Origin of the sequence: Aeromonas sp. XH (assembly GCF_033348475.1) — a bacterium.
GTDB lineage: Bacteria > Pseudomonadota > Gammaproteobacteria > Enterobacterales > Aeromonadaceae > Aeromonas > Aeromonas sanarellii.
Window position 1 is genome coordinate 1,372,074 of the sequence record NZ_CP137630.1, and the last position, 18,880, is coordinate 1,390,953.

Annotated in this window: 16 protein-coding genes and 1 riboswitch; of the genes, 8 read left to right on the plus strand and 8 right to left on the minus strand. The window is 63.0% G+C overall.

Translation table 11 applies throughout. The features are described 5' to 3' along the window. Positions 1 to 5 precede the first annotated feature (5 nt). Positions 6 to 470 carry a ribonuclease HI gene (rnhA, locus tag R2B70_RS06550; RefSeq protein WP_042077379.1) on the minus strand — a complete coding sequence of 155 codons (465 nt, stop codon included), beginning with the start codon at positions 468 to 470 and terminating at the stop codon, positions 6 to 8. A gap of 75 nt (positions 471 to 545) precedes the next feature. On the opposite strand from rnhA, the gene dnaQ reads away from it, so the two are divergent. Further along, positions 546 to 1,280, plus strand: a complete 735-nt coding sequence (gene dnaQ / locus R2B70_RS06555; RefSeq protein ID WP_042077381.1) for a DNA polymerase III subunit epsilon — start codon at positions 546 to 548, stop codon at positions 1,278 to 1,280. After that, entirely contained in the window at positions 1,277 to 2,533 is a 1,257-nt protein-coding gene (locus R2B70_RS06560; RefSeq protein ID WP_042077382.1) for a TIGR03503 family protein, read from the plus strand. Before dnaQ ends, R2B70_RS06560 begins: the two co-directional genes overlap by 4 nt. A gap of 80 nt (positions 2,534 to 2,613) precedes the next feature. On the opposite strand, the gene R2B70_RS06565 is transcribed toward R2B70_RS06560, so the two are convergent. Beyond that, entirely contained in the window at positions 2,614 to 4,131 is a 1,518-nt protein-coding gene (locus R2B70_RS06565) for an HD domain-containing phosphohydrolase (RefSeq protein ID WP_318162927.1), read from the minus strand. A 173-nt stretch (positions 4,132 to 4,304) separates the two neighbouring features. Beyond that, positions 4,305 to 6,761 (minus strand): acyl-CoA dehydrogenase FadE, encoded by a 2,457-nt coding sequence (gene fadE / locus R2B70_RS06570; protein WP_318162928.1) that lies wholly within the window; start codon positions 6,759 to 6,761, stop codon positions 4,305 to 4,307. 251 nt (positions 6,762 to 7,012) lie between these two features. Here fadE and lpcA point away from each other — a divergent pair, with 251 nt between their 5' ends. From lpcA to R2B70_RS06585, 3 genes are all read left to right on the plus strand, one after another. Continuing rightward, on the plus strand, positions 7,013 to 7,591 hold the full coding sequence (gene lpcA, locus R2B70_RS06575; protein ID WP_209793557.1) for a D-sedoheptulose 7-phosphate isomerase: 579 nt from the start codon (positions 7,013 to 7,015) through the stop codon (positions 7,589 to 7,591). 94 nt (positions 7,592 to 7,685) lie between these two features. Then, positions 7,686 to 8,483: a class II glutamine amidotransferase gene (locus R2B70_RS06580; RefSeq protein WP_042077386.1), complete on the plus strand. Its 798-nt coding sequence runs from the start codon at positions 7,686 to 7,688 to the stop codon at positions 8,481 to 8,483. Between the two features lie 293 nt (positions 8,484 to 8,776). Further along, positions 8,777 to 9,112, plus strand: coding sequence for an Hpt domain-containing protein (locus R2B70_RS06585; protein ID WP_042077387.1), 336 nt, complete (start codon positions 8,777 to 8,779; stop codon positions 9,110 to 9,112). Positions 9,113 to 9,123: 11 nt separating this feature from the next. Here the strand turns inward: R2B70_RS06585 and R2B70_RS06590 are convergent, their stop codons facing one another. After that, positions 9,124 to 10,047: a gluconeogenesis factor YvcK family protein gene (locus R2B70_RS06590; RefSeq protein WP_209793558.1), complete on the minus strand. Its 924-nt coding sequence runs from the start codon at positions 10,045 to 10,047 to the stop codon at positions 9,124 to 9,126. Positions 10,048 to 10,163: 116 nt separating this feature from the next. Between R2B70_RS06590 and R2B70_RS06595 the strand changes: the two genes are divergently transcribed. Next, the gene (locus tag R2B70_RS06595) at positions 10,164 to 11,342 is read left to right on the plus strand and encodes an FIST signal transduction protein (RefSeq protein ID WP_318162929.1); all 1,179 of its coding nucleotides are present in this window, start codon (positions 10,164 to 10,166) and stop codon (positions 11,340 to 11,342) included. A gap of 18 nt (positions 11,343 to 11,360) precedes the next feature. Further along, a complete protein-coding gene (locus R2B70_RS06600; RefSeq protein WP_219143932.1) occupies positions 11,361 to 13,442 on the plus strand; it encodes a PAS domain-containing hybrid sensor histidine kinase/response regulator in 2,082 nt (693 codons plus the stop codon). A 268-nt stretch (positions 13,443 to 13,710) separates the two neighbouring features. On the opposite strand, the gene R2B70_RS06605 is transcribed toward R2B70_RS06600, so the two are convergent. From R2B70_RS06605 to narQ, 4 genes are all read right to left on the minus strand, one after another. Next, positions 13,711 to 14,286, minus strand: coding sequence for an LON peptidase substrate-binding domain-containing protein (locus tag R2B70_RS06605; RefSeq protein WP_042077392.1), 576 nt, complete (start codon positions 14,284 to 14,286; stop codon positions 13,711 to 13,713). Between the two features lie 313 nt (positions 14,287 to 14,599). Further along, the gene (locus tag R2B70_RS06610) at positions 14,600 to 15,025 is read right to left on the minus strand and encodes a globin domain-containing protein (RefSeq protein ID WP_042077394.1); all 426 of its coding nucleotides are present in this window, start codon (positions 15,023 to 15,025) and stop codon (positions 14,600 to 14,602) included. Between the two features lie 146 nt (positions 15,026 to 15,171). Then, positions 15,172 to 15,810 carry a two-component system response regulator NarL gene (gene narL, locus R2B70_RS06615; RefSeq protein WP_041212731.1) on the minus strand — a complete coding sequence of 213 codons (639 nt, stop codon included), beginning with the start codon at positions 15,808 to 15,810 and terminating at the stop codon, positions 15,172 to 15,174. After that, positions 15,810 to 17,522 carry a nitrate/nitrite two-component system sensor histidine kinase NarQ gene (narQ, locus tag R2B70_RS06620; RefSeq protein WP_318162930.1) on the minus strand — a complete coding sequence of 571 codons (1,713 nt, stop codon included), beginning with the start codon at positions 17,520 to 17,522 and terminating at the stop codon, positions 15,810 to 15,812. The genes narL and narQ overlap by 1 nt, the downstream gene beginning before the upstream one ends. A 78-nt stretch (positions 17,523 to 17,600) precedes the next feature. Further along, a riboswitch (molybdenum cofactor riboswitch) is annotated at positions 17,601 to 17,740 on the plus strand. Here narQ and moaA point away from each other — a divergent pair. Continuing rightward, positions 17,728 to 18,711: a GTP 3',8-cyclase MoaA gene (gene moaA, locus R2B70_RS06625; RefSeq protein ID WP_209793560.1), complete on the plus strand. Its 984-nt coding sequence runs from the start codon at positions 17,728 to 17,730 to the stop codon at positions 18,709 to 18,711. It overlaps the preceding riboswitch by 13 nt. Positions 18,712 to 18,880 lie beyond the last annotated feature (169 nt).

An 18,880-nucleotide genomic window follows, 5' to 3' on the forward strand; every position in this document is an offset into this window, starting at 1 on the left:
CTGCCTCAGGGCTGGTAGCCTTCGTCTTCGGCAAGCTGCTTGCCGCTGGCGGCTTCCCGGGCCAGCTCGTCGCAGCGTTCGTTCTCCGGGTGACCCGAGTGACCCTTGACCCAGAGCCATTCGATCTGGTGACGCGCCACTTCCGCATCCAGCGCCTGCCAGAGATCGACGTTCTTGACCGGCTGGCGGTTGGCGGTCATCCAGCCTTTCTTCTTCCAGCCGATGATCCACTGGGTGATGCCCTGACGCACATACTGGCTGTCTGTGGTGAGCCGCACCCGGCAGGGTTCGTTCAGGGTGCGCAGCCCCATGATGGCGGCCATCAGTTCCATCCGGTTGTTGGTAGTCAATCGGAAGCCAGCTGAGATCTCCTTGCGATGCTTGCCGTAGACCATGACGGCGCCGTAGCCGCCGGGCCCCGGGTTGCCGAGGCAGGAACCATCCGTGAATAAATCAATGTGTTTCAACATGAGTGATCAGTCTGTTTTAGCCAAAGGCTTGGGGTAAACTAGCGAGTAAAACCGAAGTTTGACATGGATTTGATCATGAGCACACCCCAACTGAACCGCCAGATCATTCTGGATACCGAAACCACCGGCATGAACACAGCGGGCGGTCCCGTCTACCTCGGGCACCGCATCGTCGAGATCGGCTGCGTGGAGGTGATCAACCGCAAACTGACCGGCAACCACTTCCACGTCTATATCAAGCCGGATCGGCTGGTGGACCCTGAAGCCGTCGCGGTACACGGCATCACGGATGCCTTCCTGGCCGACAAGCCCTCCTTCAGCCAGATAGCGGATGACTTCATCGAGTTCATCCGCGGTGCCGAGCTCATCGCCCACAACGCCCCCTTCGACGTGAGCTTCATGGACTATGAGTTCAGCAAGTTAGGCCTCGACTTCAAGACGGCGGATATCTGCGGCATCACGGATACCCTGGCGATGGCGCGGGATCTCTTCCCGGGCAAGCGCAACAACCTGGATGTGCTGTGCGATCGCTACGGCATCGACAACTCCCATCGCACCCTGCACGGCGCCTTGCTCGATGCGGAGATCCTGGCGGACGTCTACCTGCTGATGACGGGTGGCCAGACCAAGCTCAACCTGGCCAGCGAGAGCAACGAGAGCGACAGCAACCAGGACACCGGCATTCGCCGCCTGGAGGGCAACCGCGCGCCTCTCAGGGTGGTGCGGGCCAGCGAGGAGGTGGTGGCGACCCACGAGGCCAGGCTGGACCTGGTACAGAAGAAGGGAGGTGCCTGCCTGTGGCGGCAATGAGTTCGCTCTGGGGCGGCCTGTTGCTGCTGGCCTCCCTCTCGGCCTCGGCCAACGAGGTATTCGCACCCTCCGACATCCCCCTGCTCGACAACCGCTTTCGCATCGATTATGGCGTGAAGGAGATCACCTTCATCATCACCCGCAAGCCGGGTACCCCCTCGGTGATCCTGGTGCGGCCCGATGGCAGCAAGCTCTATGTGGGCAAGGTCAGGCCGCCGGAGGTGGGCTGGCTGGCTCTCAAGGATCAGGATCTCATCACGGTGCGCAACCCTATGCCGGGCCCCTGGCAGGCCATCGGTGAGGTGGACTCCGACAACCGGGTGCGCCTGCTCTCCGATATCCGGGTCGCAAGCGAGCCGCTGCCGGCCCGCCTCTATCAGGGGGAGCGGGTCAAGCTGCAATCCCGGCTGCTGATCGACGGTGCGTCGCCGGGGGCCGGCTACTACCTCTCGGATCTCGGCATGACGGTGAAGCTGCAGCAATTCAACGATGCGGCCCAGCGCGGGGAGCCCATATTCGAGGAGACGCTCGGCCATTATCTGGACGATGGCAAGGGGCTTGACGAGGTGCCGGGAGACGGCGTGCTGACCGCCGAGGCCGTGCTGGACGTGCCGGCAGGCAAGTATCGCGCCCTCTACAGCACGGGCAACGAGGTGTTCTCCCGCGCCGAGTCACAGCAGGTGCTGCTCTATCCTTTGCCGGTGAGCTACACCCTGGCTGCCCCCTCGGGTGATGCGGGGGCCAGGCTGTCGCTGGTCATCGATGGGGAGGAGCTGGATCCGGCCTCAGTGGTGATCCAGGGCAAGGCCAGCGACGGCACCGGGCGCAGCCTGGACTTCAGCGAGGTGGCGAAGGAGCCTAGCTTCGGCGTCGATCTCTCCGCCCTCAAGGGGGCGGGCCAGTATCAGGTGGAGGCCACCCTGTTCGCCACGACCCGGCTCGGCCGTGAAGTGCGGCTGCAGCTGCCGGTCAAGTCGTTCACCATCATGCCGCCACCGGCCCCCGTTCCCTCGGCGGCTCCGGCCACCTCGGCGGCCAAGCCGGCCAAGGCCAAGTTTGAGGAGCGTGAGAGTCCTGTCTGGCTGCCCTGGGCCCTGGGGGGCGGGGGTGTGCTGCTGCTCTTGCTGGGGGCGGGCGGCTTCATCCTGCTGCAGAAGCGCCGCACCCTGCGCAAGGCGATGGCAGCGCAGAAGGCGCAGCACGCCGAGGTCGCCCCGGCGCCCAAGCTGGATCTCAATCTGCCGGAGCAATAGCCCCAGTGCATTGCGAAGAAGCCGCCCGATGGGCGGCTTCTTCATGATGGCGAGGTGGCGGCGCGGGGAACACAAAGATATCAGTGGGTGCCGATATAGATGTCCTTGTACTGCTCGCGGATGTCGAGGAACTTCTCCAGATTGGCCAGCATCAGATCCACCAGATGGGGATCGAAGTGCTCACCCTTCTCCTCCTTGATCAGCGCCAGCACCTGTTCCAGCGGCCAGGCCCGTTTGTAGCAGCGATCCGAGCCCAGGGCATCGAACACGTCCGCCAGGGCGACGATGCGCCCCTCCAGCGGGATGGCGTCACCCTTGAGCCCGCGGGGGTAGCCGGTGCCGTTCCACTTCTCGTGATGGTTGCCGGCGATGGTGGCACCTATCTGGAACAGCGCCAGATCACTGCCGGAGAGCATGTCCTGCCCCAGCTGGGCATGGGTCTTCATGATCTCCCACTCCTCCGGGGTGAGCTTGCCCGGCTTGTGCAGGATGGCGTCCGGGATCCCCACCTTGCCGATGTCGTGCAGGGGGGAGGCGCGCTTGATGAGTTCACACCTCTCCTCGTTCATGCCGAGCAACTGGCAGAACAGCTCGGTGTAGAGGGCCACCCGCTTGACGTGCAGGCCGGACTCCTTGGAGCGGCTCTCCACCAGCTCGCCGATGCGGTAGATGATCTCGCGCTGGTTGTCGCCGATCACCTCGTTGAGCCGGATGTTCTCCAGCGCCACTATGATGTTCTCGGTGAACAGGCTCAGCAGGCCGGTGTCCATCTGGCTGAGAGGACGGGTGGTCTCGATGTGGAACAGCAGGTGGTGACGGGGGTTCTGGCAATAGAGCACCATCTGGTTGCCGTCGTAGACATTGGCCCCCCTGGTCATGGCGTGGCGCAGTATGGCCGGGGCATCGGAGAGCAGCAGGGCCGGGCCGTCGCTGAGCAGGGGCTCCAGTACCTGATCCCGCACCTCGTAGGCCAGGTGCTTCACGTCGTAGATCTGGGACTCTTCCAGGTTGAGCAGGGCGCTGAGCTGGGTCTGCGCCCCCTCGACGAACTGGCGCAGGGCGCGCTGCTCGAAGATCCCCTTGGAGGCTTCGATGACCTTCTCCAGTCCCTGGCGATTGCTCTCCAGGGTGCGGATGTCCCGGTAGGAGCGCAGGCTGGCGCGCAGCAGGGTGCGCAGCTTCTGGGAGGTGAGCTCGGTCTTGTCCTTGTAGTCGTTGATGTCGTAGTTGGTGACGACGTCATCTTCCGGGGCCTGACCGGGCTGGCCGGTTCGCAGCACGATGCGAACCATCTTGTTTTGCAGCTCGTCGCGGACGAACTTGACCACCTCGAGACCGGCGTGGTCGGCTTCCATGACGACGTCGAGCAGCAGCAGGGCGACATCCGGCGTGATGGCGAGCAGCGCCTTGGCCTCGGCGGCGGAATAGGCGTGCAGGAAATCAATGGGTTTGCCGTCGAACTCGAACTTGTTCAGGGTGATCTTGGTGATGCGGTGAACTTCGGGTTCGTCGTCCACTATCATCACCTTCCAGCCGGCGGGGCGCTCTGCTGATGTGGGAAGATCGTCATCGTCAATAATCAGGATTTGATCATCCATTACGCAATCCTGTGTGTGATCCTGTGCTTACCTTAACCGCTTCATTCAAGATAAGAAACGGCTAGATATCCAAAATATGATCCCGCCGGTTTATCTCCCTTCTCCGGTCTCAATCGGGCAGAGCGCACCATGAAAAACGCCTCCCGGAGGGAGGCGTGTTGACATGCAGGGGATCAGGCAGCCCTGTGATAGGCAGAAGCCTCAAACAGCGCCTTGTTGGCCACCAGATCGACGGGGTCGAAGTCATCGACGTTGATGGTGCGCAGGCGACTCTCTTCGGCGCGGCGCAACAGCTCGGCCTCGGTCGGGTTGATGACCCCGAGCGCCAGACCGGCCTCCGCCACCTTGTCGAGCTGGGTGAAGGGACGCTTGCTGCCTTCGGCCTTGCATACCTTGTCAAACAGCGGCTCGGCGGCCAGCACGTCGTCGAGAGCCTGTTCCAGCAGACCGAAGGGGTTGCCCTCCTCGCGGGTGAGGTACTGCCCTTCGGCCAGGCGGCTGCGGGTCGCGCTCGGCGCCTGCAGCAGACGGGCCACCTGGCTGTCGAGCTTGTCGGAGGGACGCTTCAGGTCGCGACCCAGCGGCAGCACGACGGCGCGCAGGGCCAGCCCAATCCAGCGATGCGGGAAGTTGCGCAGCAGCTCGTCGATCGCTTCCTGAGCCTTGAACAGGGCATCTTGCAGCGCCCAGTGCAGCAGCGGCAGGTCGGCCTGCTGGCGTCCCTCGTCCTGATAGCGCTTGAGGGCGCTGGAGGCCAGATAGAGCTGGCTCAGCACGTCCCCGAGGCGGGCGGAGACCCGCTCCTTGCGCTTGAGCTCGCCACCCAGGGTGCCCATCGCCATGTCGGAGAGGAACGCCAGGTTGGCGGAGAGGCGGGAGAGCTGCTGGTAGTAGCCCTTGGTCTGATCCTTGTAAGGGGCGGCGGCGAAGCGGGCGCCGGTCAACCCCAGCCAGAAGCTGCGCACCAGGTTGCTGATGGCGAAGCCCACGTGGCTGAATACCGCCTTGTCGAAGTCCTTGAGGGCCTGCTCCTTGTCCGGGTGGCTGGCGGCCAGCATCTCCGGCAACACATAGGGGTGGCAGCGGATGGCCCCCTGGCCGTAGATGATCATGCTGCGGGTCAGGATGTTGGCCCCCTCGACGGTGACCGCGATGGGGGCGCCCTGATAACCGCGGGCCAGGTAGTTGTTGGGGCCCATGCAGATGGCCTTGCCGCCGTGGATGTCCATGGCGTCGATGATGCACTTCTGGGCGCGGTCGGTGAGGTGGTACTTGACGATGGCGGAGATGACAGAGGGCTTTTCACCCAAGTCGATGCCGGTCACCGTCAGCTTGGCGGCGGCGCCCATGATGTAGGCGTTGCCCCCCAGGCGGGCCAGCGGCTCTTCAATCCCTTCCATCTTGCCGATGGGCAGCTTGAACTGGCGACGGATGCGGCTGTAGGCACCGGTGGCCAGGGCCAGCATCTTGACGCCGCCCGTGCTGTTGGAGGGCAGGGTGATGCCGCGACCGACCGAGAGGCACTCCACCAGCATGCGCCAGCCCTGACCGGCCATGGCCGGGCCGCCGATGATGAAGTCGAGCGGCACGAACACCTCCTTGCCGCGGGTCGGGCCGTTCTGGAACGGCACGTTGAGGGGGAAGTGGCGGCGGCCGATCTCGACGCCCTTGATGTGGGTCGGAATGAGGGCGCAGGTGATGCCGAGCTCTTCTTCCTCACCCAGCAGGTGGTCCGGGTCACGCAGCTTGAAGGCGAGGCCCAGCACGGTGGCGATGGGGGCGAGGGTGATGTAGCGCTTGTTCCAGGTGAGGCGCATGCCGATCACCTCTTCCCCTTCCCACTCGCCCTTGCAGACGATGCCGAAGTCGGGGATGGAGCCGGCGTCCGAGCCCGCTTCCGGGCTGGTCAGGGCGAAGCAGGGGATCTCCTTGCCTATGGCCAGGCGGGGCAGGTAGTGGTCTTTCTGCTCCTCGGTGCCGTAGTGCTGCAGCAGTTCCCCCGGCCCCAGGGAGTTGGGCACGCCGACGGTGGAAGCCAGCACGGCGCTGGCGCCGCACAGCTTCTGCAGCACGCAGGACTGGGCGTAGGCGGAGAACTCCAGGCCCCCGTATTTCTTCTTGATGATCATGGCGAAGAACTTGTTGTCCTTCAGGTACTGCCATACCTCGGGGGAGAGATCGGCCCGCTCGTGGGTCACCTCCCAGTCGTTGACCATGCGGCACACTTCTTCCACCGGGCCGTCCATGAAGGCCTGCTCTTCGGCTGACAGCGTGCTCACCGGAATGGCGTGCAGCTTCTTCCAGTCCGGATTGCCGGCAAACAGATCCGCTTCCCACCAGGTCGTCCCCGCCTCGATGGCTTCCTTCTCGGTACGGGACATCTCCGGCATGATGGACTTGTAGATCTTGAACAGGGGTTTGGTCAGCTGGTTGCGGCGAAACTCCACCAGGTTGAGGGGAATGGCGATTACGGCGAACAGCACCCACACCAGCAGGGGCACATGGCCATAGAGGGCGCCGGCGACCAGGGCGGCGGCCGTGGCAAGCGTGGCGGTGAACAGGGACGCCCGGCGGTAGGCCATGGCGCCGATCACCAGGATCACCCCGAACAGAGTGAGGGTCGTCGTCATTTTTCGCTCCTTGCATGAATTGCCGAAGTTGGGAAACTGGGGTTAACTGATCCAGAGGTCTGACCTGTTGGATGTGGCCCTGTTGTAATTCATACGCACAAACTTATCAAGCTGTTTACAAGCCTGTTACCTTGGCGCTGTGATCGGCATAACGGGTCGTGCGCCGCATCTTGGCGGGCGGGGGGCGACGATTGGGCTGGCTTGTGCGACAATGCGGCCACCCTATGTTGGACGACGAGATCTCAAAGACCATGTACCAAGAACTGATCCGCAACGAGTTGACCGAAGCTGCCAGCGTGCTCCAGGCGTTCCTGGCAGACGAGCAAAATCTGAAGAACATCGAAGCGGCGGCCAAGCTGCTCGCCGACTCCTTCAAGGAGGAAGGCAAGGTGCTCTCCTGTGGCAACGGCGGCTCTCACTGCGACGCCATGCACTTCGCCGAGGAGCTGACCGGCCGCTATCGCGAGAACCGTCCCGGTTACGCCGGCATCGCCATCTCCGACCCGAGCCACCTCTCCTGCGTCTCCAACGACTTTGGCTATGACCATGTGTTCTCCCGCTATGTGGAAGCGGTCGGCCGCCGTGGCGACGTGCTGCTCGGCATCTCCACCAGCGGTAACTCCGGCAACATCCTCAAGGCCATCGAGGCGGCCCGTGCCAAGGGCATGAAGGTGATCGCCCTGACCGGCAAGGATGGCGGCAAGATGGCGGGTCTGGCGGACGTCGAGATCCGGGTGCCGCACTTCGGCTACGCCGACCGCATCCAGGAAGTGCACATCAAGGTGATCCACATCCTGATCCAGCTGGTCGAGAAAGAGATGGTGAAATAATCAGACGGGGATGGCGAGACGCCGCGGCGTCTCGCCTAAGAGGATTCCCCGATTGAAGCAGAAAGAATCAAGTATTTCAGGGGGTTGACGGGATATGTGCGAATTGCTCGGCATGAGCGCCAATGTGCCGACCGACATCTGCTTCAGCTTTACCGGGCTGATGCTGAGGGGCGGCAAGACGGGCCCCCACAAGGATGGCTGGGGGATCACCTTCTACGAGGGGCGAGGCTTTCGCACCTTCAAGGATCCCGAGCCCAGCGCCCAGTCCCCCATCGCCAAGCTGGTGCAGGCGTTGCCCATCAAGAGCCGCGCCGTGGTCAGCCACATCCGGCAGGCCAACCGGGGCTGCGTGTCGCTCGAGAACACCCACCCCTTCACCCGTGAGCTGTGGGGGCGCTACTGGACCTTTGCCCACAACGGCCAGCTGACCGGTTACAAGAAGCTGCCGACCGGGCGTCATCGTCCGGTCGGCGACACCGACAGCGAGCACGCCTTCTGCTGGCTGCTCGACAGGCTGGAGCACAAATACCCCAAGCGCCCGGCGAATTTCCCCGCGATGTTCCGCTACCTCGCGACCCTGTGCGACGAACTGCGCGGGCTCGGGGTGTTCAACATGCTGCTGTCGGACGGGGAGTTCGTGATGACCTATTGCAGCAACAACCTCTACTGGCTGACGCGCAGGGCGCCCTTTGGCGAGGCCCGCCTGCTGGATGAGGACGTGGCCATCGACTTTCAGAGCGAAACCACCCCGAACGACGTGGTGACCCTGGTCGCCACCCGGCCGCTCACCGGCAATGAGAGCTGGGTGAAGATGGTGCCAGGGGAGTTCTGCCTGTTCCGGCTGGGGGAGCTGGAGTATGGCAATAACGCCGTACTGCCGAGCCAGACATAAAAAAATACCAGGGTAGAATCCTACCCTGGTTCTTCGCAGCAGCCATACAGGCAAAAAGGGATGAGAGAGGTGTTGCTGAGCCGCATCATTCTCATGGGTTGCATTGTTACGTCATTGTTAATTTTGTGACAACATTTATCTCTGATCCCGCGAGCGTGTCGTACCGAGAGTTTGATGGCGCTCACATTATGGCCCAACCACTGCGGTCTGCCCGTGGTGGAAGGGTGGATGACAGCGGGTGTCCCAATCGGCTATATTGTGGTCTGTTTGAATACCATCATAGGGAAGAGAAGATGGAGTGGCTGGATCAGAAGGTGCTGCGGCAACTGGCAGATGACATAGGTCACGAGATGATGCCCGTGGTCATCTCGGTGTTCGTCGAAGAGGTGGGGGAGCAGCTGGCCCAGCTGAGGCCTCTCTATGAACGGCGAGACTGGTCCGCACTGGCCCGCCTCGCCCACAGCATGAAATCCTCTTGTGGCAGCTATGGTGCCGAGCCCAGCTATCGGCAGGTCATGGCCCTTGAACTCGCCTGTCGGCGGGAAGATGCCCAGGAGGCTGGCCGACTGCTGGCCGAGCTGGAGCACTCCCTGCCCCAGGTCTTCTCCCACCTGTCCCAGTTTCACTGAGGCCCGGCGGCTCAGCCCGCCTTGTCATGCTCGATGTGCCAGTTGAGGATGACGCCATCCAGCGCCTGCCTGAGCTTGATGCGATCGTGGCGATGGGGCAGGGCGGCCTCACCCAGGTTGGCCTGGACGAGGCAAGGCTGCAGCTCGGGGCATCCCTGACCTTCGGGGGCCAGAATGGCATCGATCCGGCCCTTGCCTATCCGCTCTTCCAGCCAGCGATGCTGGTCCAGCAGTGTCAACTGACCCGCTGGTCCCGTCTCGGCCACCAGATTGCTGATGAAGACGACGATGGCACTGCTGCCGCGGATCGCCTCGGCGAGGTCGCGCAGCAGCAGAGGGGGCATGACGGAGGTGAGGAAGCTGCCCGGCCCCAGAATGATCATGTCGGCCTGGCTCAGGGCCAGGGCGGCCTCGCGGGTGGCCGGCACGACCGGATTCAGGCTCAGGGCCCGTGGCGGCGTGGTGAGCTGATCGATGGAGACTTCCCCCAGGATCTGGTCACCGCAGAGGGTGTGGGCGCAGAGATCCGTGGGCTGTTCTGACATGGGCAGCAGCTTCGGCTCGATTTCCAGCATGTCGCTGATGAGCCGGATGGCATCCAGGGGGCGGACACAGAGGTTGTCGAGGGCCAGCAGCATCAGGTTGCCGAGGTTGTGGCCCGCCAGCTCGCCGCGGCCGGTGAAGCGGTGCTCGAACAGCTGGCTGCCGATGCTGGGGGTGGTCACCAGCTGGTTGAGGCAGTTGCGCAAATCGCCCCAGGCGATGCACTCCTGGCTCTTGCGTAGCCGCCCGGTGGAGCCGCCGTCGTCTGTGGTGGTGACTATGCCCGTCAGCCGGGACCCCAAAAATGAAAGGGAGGAGAGCACGCGGCCCAGACCGTGCCCACCGCCGATGGCGACGACCCGGTCGAAGTCATTGATATTGTTCTGCCACATGCAGTGATCCCGTGGGAGGCCAGTGAGCACCATTCTAGTCTCCGTGGCCAGGTAATTGTTTGATGAGGGTATGATTTTTGCTTGATGCCAGCATCCCATACCTCTAGGAGACGGTGTTGAACTTCCTGACGGCTCACTCTCTTGCCGAGACGACCCCGCTGGCCGCCCAACAGATAGCAGAGCGGTTGCTCGCTCAATCACCCCATTTCCCGTCGCTGTTGCTGGTCTATTTTACCCAAGCACACGATGCCGCGGTACTGCGTCATGCGCTCAAGGCCCGTTTTCCCGACACCCGGCTCATCGGTTGCAGCTCCTGCGGCGGCATCCTGACCCAGACCGGCCACCATGGCCGAAGGGGTTGGAGCCTTGCGGTCGCCGCCCTCTACGATGACAAAGGCGTCTACGGCGTGGCCGGCCAGCTGGGCGATGAGCCGGATGTTCGGGCATTGCTGCGCCGCGCCATCGCCGACGGCGGACGCCCCGGCGAGCTGCCCCAGCTGGTCTTGCTGCATGCCAGCCCGGGACTGGAGGAGGCCATGCTGGCGGGCATCGACGCCGAGTTTGGCGCGACCGTTCCCGTCGTCGGCGGGTCGGCGGCGGACGACGGTGTCACCGGCGCATGGCAGCTGTGCTGGGACGAGGGGGAGGGGGGCCAGGGCTGCGTGCTGGCGGTGCTCTACCCCGACTGCCAGTTGGCCTTCCAGTTTCACTCAGGCTATGTGCCCACCGAGCGTCAGGGCATCATCACCGGGCTAGAGGGGCGCGAGGTGCTGACCATAGACCATGAACCGGCGGCCCGGGTCTATGGCCGCTGGACCGAGCGTGCGGCTCCCTGGCCGGTGGGCCCCATCCTCAGGGAGACGACGCTCTCCCCGCTGGCTCGCCAGGTCGGCATGCTCGACGAGATCCCCTACTACAAGCTCTCGCACCCCGAGGCGGTGACGGCGCGGGAGGGGCTGCGCCTCTTCACCGAAACCCGGTTGGGGGAGCGCCTGCAACTCATGTACAGCAGCCAGGAGGGGCTGTTGCAGCGCAGTCTGAACGCGGTGCGCATCGAGCCGGAGTACGGCATGGCGGGCAATGTGCAGCCCCTTGGCGCCCTGGTGGTGTTCTGTGCCGGTTGCCGTCTGGCGCTGGGGGAGAGGCTGGGCGACGTGGTGGCGCAATTCGGCCAGAGGCTGGGGGACATCCCCTTCATCACGCCGTTTACCTTCGGCGAGCAGGGGCGATTGCCCCACGGTGAGCTGGCTCATGGCAACCTCATGGTCTCGAGCGTAATCTTCCTCGAGAGCTGACAGCATGCTGGATTCAAGATGATAGGCAATAGCGAACTGGAAACCCTGGGCGACAAGCTGCAAACCACGCTGGTGGAGCTGATGCGCTGCCGGGAGCGGGAGGCCAGATACCGCGAGGAGTCTCAAGCCCTGCTGTGCGGGGTGGCGACCCTGGCCGAGGCCCAGAGCCTCGAGCAGGTACTGGAGAGCCTCATCCTTGCGCTCAAGCCCTTCATCGGATTCGAACAGGCGGACGTGATCGCCTGGGAGGCCGCGTGCGGCACCACCCATCTCAGCACCCAGCCGGAAGAGGTCGGCCGCACCTGGTCGCTGACCCCGCTCTTCTCCCGGGCCATCGATGGCGACACCCTGGTCATCTACGATCCGGCCCAGTTGCCTGAGCTGGCCCCCCTGGCGGGGCTGGCGGGCTGGGCCAGCGTCATGATGACGGGCCTGCAGGGGCCGGGGTTCTCCGGCGTGCTCATCTGCCGGCACGGCGCCGCGGGCACCTTCGATCTCAAGAGCAAGGCGGCGATGCAGCGTTGCCGCCCCCTCATCTCCCAGGCGCTGGTGAACATCGCCTATCGGGCCCGGCTGCAGGAGCAGGTGGATCTCAAGACCCTCGCCCTGCAGGCCAGCGAGCAGCGTTTTCGCAGTTTCGCCGCCATGGCCTCCGACTGGTTCTGGGAGACGGATCCCCTGCACAGGCTCAGCTATGTCTCCGCCCCCGGTTATCAGGGGGAGGTGCTGGCCGGTCAGGCCGGGCGCAGCCTCTACGATTTTGCCCACGACAAGCGGGATCCCGCCTGGTGCAACTACCGGCGTCTGATCGCCCGTCATCTGCCGGTTCGGGGGATCCGTGCCCAGGTGCAACTGGCAGGCGGCCCCTGCTGGATGGAGATCAATGCCGAGCCCTGCCACGATGCCCAAGGCACCTTCATCGGTTATCGGGGCACGGCGCGGGACATAGGCAGCCAGATCCGCCGGGAGCAGGAGCTGGCGCGGGCGCGGGACGATGCCGAGACGGCCAACCGTGCCAAGTCCCAATTCCTGGCCATGATGACCCACGAGATCCGCTCCCCCATGAACGCGGTGCTGGGGATGCTGGATCTGCTGCAGCACGGGCGACTCGATCCCCCTCAGCAGGCCCTGATCGGCCATGCCACCCACTCGGCTCATCTGCTGCAGACCATCATCGACGATGTGCTCGACTTCTCGAAGATAGAGTCGCACACCCTGGCGCTGCACTGCGAACCCTTCCAGCCCGCCGAGCTGTGCCGGGCGCTGGTGGCACCTCTGCAGGCACAGGCCGGTGCCAAGGGCATCAGGCTGCACTGGCACCTGGACGAGGCGGTGCCGGCGCAGCTGCAGGGGGATGCGGTGCGCCTCTCCCAGGTGATCGGCAACCTGCTCGGGAATGCGGTGAAGTTTACCGCCGTCGGCAGCGTGCGGCTTGCGCTGGCGTGGCAGGACGACAGGCTCAGGGTGTCGGTCAGCGACACCGGGATCGGCATCTCCCCCGAGGATCAGGTGCTGCTGTTCGAGCCCTTCTATCAGGTCGACAGCTCGGCCACCCGCCGTTTCTCCGGCTCCGGGCTTGGACTCGCCATCTGCAGGCGGCTGGTGCAGTTGATGGGCGGTGACATTCGCGTGCAGAGTACGCCGGGGCAGGGCAGCTGCTTCTGGTTCGAGTTGCCCGGGATGGCCACCCCCTGTGCCCCAGTGGCGGATCCCGCCGGCGAGGGCGGGATCATGCCGGCACTGGATGTGCTGGTGGTGGAGGACAGCCCGGTCAATCAGCTGGTGGTGTCGCTCATGCTGGAAAAACTGGCGTGCAGGGTGAGGCTGGCGGGCAACGGGCTGGAGGCGCTGGCACGGGTCGGCGAGCGGCGACCGGATCTCATCCTGATGGACATGAGGATGCCGCAGATGGATGGGCTGGAGGCGACGCGCCGCCTGCGCGACATGGGGTGCGAGGTGCCCATAGTCGCCCTGACGGCCAATGCGATGATGGAGGACAGGGCCCGCTGTCTGGCCCAGGGCATGGACGATTTTCTGGCCAAGCCCATCAGCCTCGCGCGACTGCGCACTTGCCTGCTCCGCCATTGCAGGAACCGTTGAGCCGATTCTGGGCAAAAAAATGGTCAACCTGGTGGTTGACCAATTCTTCAGCAAATACTGAAGAGAGCACGGGATAAATCGGGTTGTACGGTCTTACATGAAAAAGTCGTGCCAACTTTTCATAACCTGTTATTTGCGGCTGGTAGCGGAGTTATGTGTTGTTTATCGCCACCGGCGATTGCAAATTGCGAATTCACCCTTCTCATTGTAAGAATTTTCGGTCAGGATATTCGCGTTTTGCAAATCGCAATTTGACTCACTCTCTGACTCACTGTGCGATCAGCCGGCGCAGAAACTGGCGCGCCGCTTCACTGTTCTGTTTGGCAATCAACATCTGTTTTTCATAGATCGGCATGGGCAGGATCTCGAGCCAGCGCTGGCAGAGCCAGGCCGCGTCGTCGAACTGCTTGTCCGGGTAAAGTTCATCCAGTTCCGGATACTGTTCAAATACCTCCCTCAATCTGCTCACCAGCTGCTTGTCGCTGAAGTCTGAGTGGGTGCTCGGCCAGTTGGGCAGCATTTCGACCTGGGCGTGGCGCAAGCCAGAGTCATCGGTTTCCATCTCATGGATGCAAAAACGTTCCAGACCGAGCACGGTCACTCCGAGCAGGCCATCGTTGAGGGTATAGAAGTCCGTCACCTTGACCCGAGTACCGACCGGCAGGATCCGCCCGCAGGTGCCCGTGCTGGTCGCCTCCTCCATGACGATGCCAAAGCCCCGATCCTCGATGAAGGACGCCTTGAGCATCTGGAGGTGGCGTGGCTCGAACAACCGCAGGGGCAGTTTTCCGCCTGGCAGTATGTGAGAAGGCAAGGGGAACAGTGCCAGTTGTTGAAGTTTCATGTTCCATCCTCCGATAAGTTGCGTCTGAATATGACAATGCAGTGACCGTGCCAGAGGAGGGGGGGCTGGCGGGCAATGAGGAGAGAATGAGGAAGGCGTTGGAAAATATCCATTTAAAATCAATCTATTGAAATATCCTCTGACGAGGATGGCGAGAACGGCATGAGGGGGATTCAGCTGAGATTGCAGGGGCTCGAACATGACCCGTCTGCAGAATGAGGCGGTTTTCGCATATTGCAAATAGCGATCACGCAAAATGCCTGTTTAAAGACCCGTCCAGATACCTTGCGCGGTCGATGAACAGTGGCCTGGATCAGGCGATGGATTCGGAATGCTGGCTCAAGCCTTCCTGCATCAGGGCGGCGATCTCGTCATACATCTGTGACCAGGCGTCGGCCAGCTCAGGAGTGAAGTTGCTTCCCAGGCGGCGCGCCAGCACCAGGGTCAGCGCCTGCTTCAGGAGGGCGAACTGGTGTGGTTGCACGTTGAATTTCTGATGCCGTCTGCCGAGATCCCGGATGATGAAGCCCAGGGCATCCAGCTGATCCAGGCTGGTGATGACGGTATTCAGGGTGTCGGAGACCTTGGCGACGGGCAGATCGGGGTGCTGGGGGAAGAGGGCCTGCAATTCCGGCGACAGCCGGAACAACTCCTCATATACCTCCTGAACATAGGTGTTGCTCAGGGCGGTCACCTTGCCCCAGGCCCGCTGTACCAGTTCAATCTGTCCGGAAGTCATGGGGTCTCTCCTCAGTGCGCTGTGCCATGCCCAGAAGATAATAATTCATTTGCTCAATAAGGTGCAGCGCAGTCGTGCCACCCGGGGCGGGCGAGGAGGGGCCAGCAAGGGCGCACTGGGCTGCCTTGCTGGCTCGGGACGGAGAATTAGTTGCGCTGCTCCAGGTACATGACCGCCGCCTCCACGCGGCTCTGGGCTTCCAGCTTCTTGAGCAGGCTCTTGACGTGTACCTTGACGGTGCCTTCCGAGATGTGGAGCACGGAGGCCACCTGCTTGTTGGAGAGCCCCTTGGCAATTTCGCGCATGATCTGCATCTCGCGGCGGGTCAGGCTCTCCAGCTTTTGTTGCAGGTGATCCAGCTCGTAGATGTTCTCGAGGTAGGGGCGCAGCGGCTCACTCAGGATCTGCTTGCCGGTCATGACATCCGCCAGCTGGGCCAGCAGCATGTCGGGCTCGGTGTCCTTGAGCAGATAGCCGTCGGCGCCGGCCTTGAGCAGGGCCACCACGTCCTGGCGGGCATCGGAGACGGTCAGGATCACCACGCGGGAGGTGATCTCCTCGGCCCGCAGCGCCTTCAGGGTATCGAGTCCCGACAGGCCCTTCATGTTGAGATCGAGCAGGATGAGGTCCGGTTCGGACTCCTTGGCCATGGCCACGGCATCGGTGCCGTTGGACGCCTCGCCGACCACGTCGATGTTATCTTCCAATTCCAGCAGTTGCACAATTCCCTTGCGCATCAGGGGGTGATCATCTACGACCAGAACACTGTATTTCATCTCGTCCATCAGGCATCTCTTGTTAGGCTGGTGGGAAAGGTCAGGTGTACGCGGGTGCCCCCGGAAGGCGGCTCACTGATGGTCAGCTGGCCGTGCAATTTGCTGGCGCGTTCATTCATGATGCTGAGACCGTAGTGATTGACCGCCGAGTTTGCGCCCCTTATTCCGACACCGTCGTCTGCAATCTGAACCTGGATGTTACCATCAGCCAGGGTCTCACAGCTAACGTCAATGCGCCGGGCATTGGCATGCTTGATGGCATTGAGCACTGCCTCACGGATCAGCTGCAGGATGTGAATGTGCTGTCCCGCCTCGAGATCGGTATCCGTCAGTCCGTACTGGAGCCCGATCTCGGCCCGGGTCTGGGGCTTGAGCTGATCCAGCATGACGCCGATGGCTTCACCCAGGTTGGCATCGCCGATGCTGAGGCGGAAGGTGCCGAGCAGTTCGCGCAACTGGGTGTAGGCGTTGCCGAGTCCCTCGTCGATCTGCTGCATGGCCGCTTCGGCCTTGACGGTATCCCCTTTGGCAAAGGAGCGCTTGAGCAGGGTGGACTGGATCTTCAGGTAGGAAAGCGCCTGGGCCAGGGAGTCGTGCAGCTCCCTGGCTATGACGGCCCGCTCTTCCATCAGCAGCAGGCGCTGGTGTTGCAGCAGGGTCTGATCCTTGTGCAGCACCTGGGCCAGCAGCATGGAGAAGTTCTTCATCAGCCGCTCGTCGACGGGATGGTCGCTTATCATGTCGAGCCGGCCGTACTCCTCCTCGTCCATCTGCAGGTAGAAGCTCACCACGGCCTCGAGATCGCCGGGCCACCCCTTGCGCCCCGTGATGTAGACCGGCATGGCATTGTGCTCGAAGCGGGTCAGCCGGATGTAGTCGATGTGCTGGTGGGCGGCGGCCCGCTCCAGCAGTTTTTGCAGGGTGCGGCGGCTGAGCGGCGCCGCGTGCAGTTTCTGGGCGGTGGAATAGAGGAAGGAGAGGGTGTCGTTGGCCTGTTGCAGCTTGGCGGTCTTCTCCTCCACCTTGCTCTCCAGCTCCCGGTAGAGCTTGCCGAGCTCCGCGGCCATGGTGGCAAACGCTCCCGACAGCTCCCCCAGTTCGTTTTCACAGTGGGGGGGCAGGGTCAGATCGAACTCCTGGCGCTGGATCTGGCGGGCGCAATAGACCAGCTGATTGAGCGGCGCCACCACCTGCTGGCGCGTGAAGCGCACCGTGCACCAGGCGATGGTGATGATGGCGAGCAGGCCGAGTCCCTCGGCCAGGGCCAGCATGCGCACTTTGAACTCCACGTGGTACTGCATCTGGTTGACGAAGTCGTCGATGGCGGCGACGAACTGCTCCGTGTTGTCGGTGTAGCGGCTGGGGGTGGCGTTCTCGATGTGCTCGCGCATCCTCTGCCATTGCAGCAGCACCTCGCCGTAGGTGCGGCGCAGGGAGGCGGGCGTGATCCAGCGCTGGGTCTCCTGCAGCTCGGGGGCATTGAGGGTCTGCTCGAACTGGGCGAGCCGGCCGAGCACGACCTGATCCTTCTCGATTTCATAGGCCATCCGGTAGGCCTGCATGCGCAATGAGCCCGACAGGTTGATGGCTTTGGCGTCCGGCACCGAATAGAAGAGGGTGACCATGGCCACCAGGGCGATCAGGCTGGCCATGAACAGGATCAGCACCATGGCGCGACCGATGGCGCTGCTGACCGACTGCACTCTGAACCATTTTCCCATGCCGACTGGCTCCCCTTACACCGATAAAGACCCCACAAAGTAGCATGGGAGTGTACTCCAAGTTGTGCTAGCATCGAAAAACTAGATGAACTCCGAGCGGTTTTGCCTAAGTCATTGAGATAGGGGGAGATCGCCGTCAGCCGATGTTCGAGCTGAAAGGGTCAGGAAAGAAATGCCCTGGCCTCCCGTATTTGGAAAGGTGTTTATGTTGCCACTTGAAGATGGTTTTTCCCGTCGCTTTTACTATTTGCGCCTGTCGGTCACCGACGTGTGCAATTTTCGTTGTACCTACTGCCTGCCGGACGGCTATCGCCCCTCGGAGGCGCGCAAGTCCTTTCTCTCCCTAGAGGAGATCCGCCGCGTCGTCTCCGGCTTTGCCGCCATGGGGACGCGCAAGGTGCGTCTGACCGGTGGCGAGCCCTCCCTGCGCCGCGACTTCACCGCCATCATAGAGACGGTCGCCAGTACGCCCGGCATCGAGAAGGTGGCCATGACCACCAACGGCTACCGCCTGAAGGAGCGGGCCCGGGAGTGGTTCGATGCGGGGCTGACCGCCCTCAACGTCAGCGTCGACAGCCTGGACCCCCGCCAGTTTCACCAGATCACCGGCGAGAACAAGCTGGCGGAGGTGATGGCGGGGATAGACGCTGCCCTGGCCGCCGGCTTCAAGTCGGTCAAGATCAATGCGGTCTTGCTCAAGGGGCTCAACGACCACCAGCTGGATGCCTTCCTGGCCTGGATCCGCGACAAACCCATCGAGCTGCGATTCATCGAGCTGATGCAGACCGGCGAGATGGACACCCTGTTTCGCGACCACCACACCAGCGGGGATCTCATCAAACAGCGCTTGCTGGAGACGGGCTGGGTACAGCAGCTGCGCGGCCCGGACGACGGCCCCGCCCAGGTGTTTATGCATCCTGAGTCAATGGGGGGAGTGGGGCTCATCATGCCCTACAGCAAGGACTTCTGCGCCGGCTGCAACCGGCTGCGGGTCTCCTCCGTGGGCAAGCTGCACCTGTGCCTCTTTGGTGACAACGGGGTGGAGTTGCGGGATCTGCTGACGGCCGACGACCAGCAGGAGGCGCTGCAGTGGCGGATCCGCCAGGCGCTGACCGGCAAGGCCGCCACCCACCGCCTGCACGACGGCAATGCGGGCATGACCCCCCACCTGGCCTCCATCGGCGGCTGACCCCGATCGCCAGGCCCAAATGGCCAGCGATTAATTAGCAATCCTCACATAGGGGTAATTTGCCTTGCCCCTGTCTTGCCTAATTGCGCCAAGGGTTTGATCCAGCGCAAGAATCCCCCCTGTTTATCCCCCAGGTGGTATATCACTGGACTTGTGAGAGTCGCAATAT

What these genes read in the sequence shown, in the direction of transcription:
- lpcA (WP_209793557.1), top strand. Translation starts at nt 7,013, where the DNA reads ATGTACCAAGAACTGATCCGCAACGAGTTGACCGAAGCTGCCAGCGTG.
- R2B70_RS06605 (WP_042077392.1), bottom strand. Translation starts at nt 14,286, where the DNA reads ATGAAACTTCAACAACTGGCACTGTTCCCCTTGCCTTCTCACATACTG.
- fadE (WP_318162928.1), bottom strand. Translation starts at nt 6,761, where the DNA reads ATGACGACGACCCTCACTCTGTTCGGGGTGATCCTGGTGATCGGCGCC.
- R2B70_RS06600 (WP_219143932.1), top strand. Translation starts at nt 11,361, where the DNA reads ATGATAGGCAATAGCGAACTGGAAACCCTGGGCGACAAGCTGCAAACC.
- moaA (WP_209793560.1), top strand. Translation starts at nt 17,728, where the DNA reads ATGTTGCCACTTGAAGATGGTTTTTCCCGTCGCTTTTACTATTTGCGC.
- R2B70_RS06610 (WP_042077394.1), bottom strand. Translation starts at nt 15,025, where the DNA reads ATGACTTCCGGACAGATTGAACTGGTACAGCGGGCCTGGGGCAAGGTG.
- R2B70_RS06560 (WP_042077382.1), top strand. Translation starts at nt 1,277, where the DNA reads ATGAGTTCGCTCTGGGGCGGCCTGTTGCTGCTGGCCTCCCTCTCGGCC.
- R2B70_RS06565 (WP_318162927.1), bottom strand. Translation starts at nt 4,131, where the DNA reads ATGGATGATCAAATCCTGATTATTGACGATGACGATCTTCCCACATCA.
- R2B70_RS06580 (WP_042077386.1), top strand. Translation starts at nt 7,686, where the DNA reads ATGTGCGAATTGCTCGGCATGAGCGCCAATGTGCCGACCGACATCTGC.
- rnhA (WP_042077379.1), bottom strand. Translation starts at nt 470, where the DNA reads ATGTTGAAACACATTGATTTATTCACGGATGGTTCCTGCCTCGGCAAC.
- R2B70_RS06585 (WP_042077387.1), top strand. Translation starts at nt 8,777, where the DNA reads ATGGAGTGGCTGGATCAGAAGGTGCTGCGGCAACTGGCAGATGACATA.
- narL (WP_041212731.1), bottom strand. Translation starts at nt 15,810, where the DNA reads ATGGACGAGATGAAATACAGTGTTCTGGTCGTAGATGATCACCCCCTG.
- dnaQ (WP_042077381.1), top strand. Translation starts at nt 546, where the DNA reads ATGAGCACACCCCAACTGAACCGCCAGATCATTCTGGATACCGAAACC.
- narQ (WP_318162930.1), bottom strand. Translation starts at nt 17,522, where the DNA reads ATGGGAAAATGGTTCAGAGTGCAGTCGGTCAGCAGCGCCATCGGTCGC.
- R2B70_RS06590 (WP_209793558.1), bottom strand. Translation starts at nt 10,047, where the DNA reads ATGTGGCAGAACAATATCAATGACTTCGACCGGGTCGTCGCCATCGGC.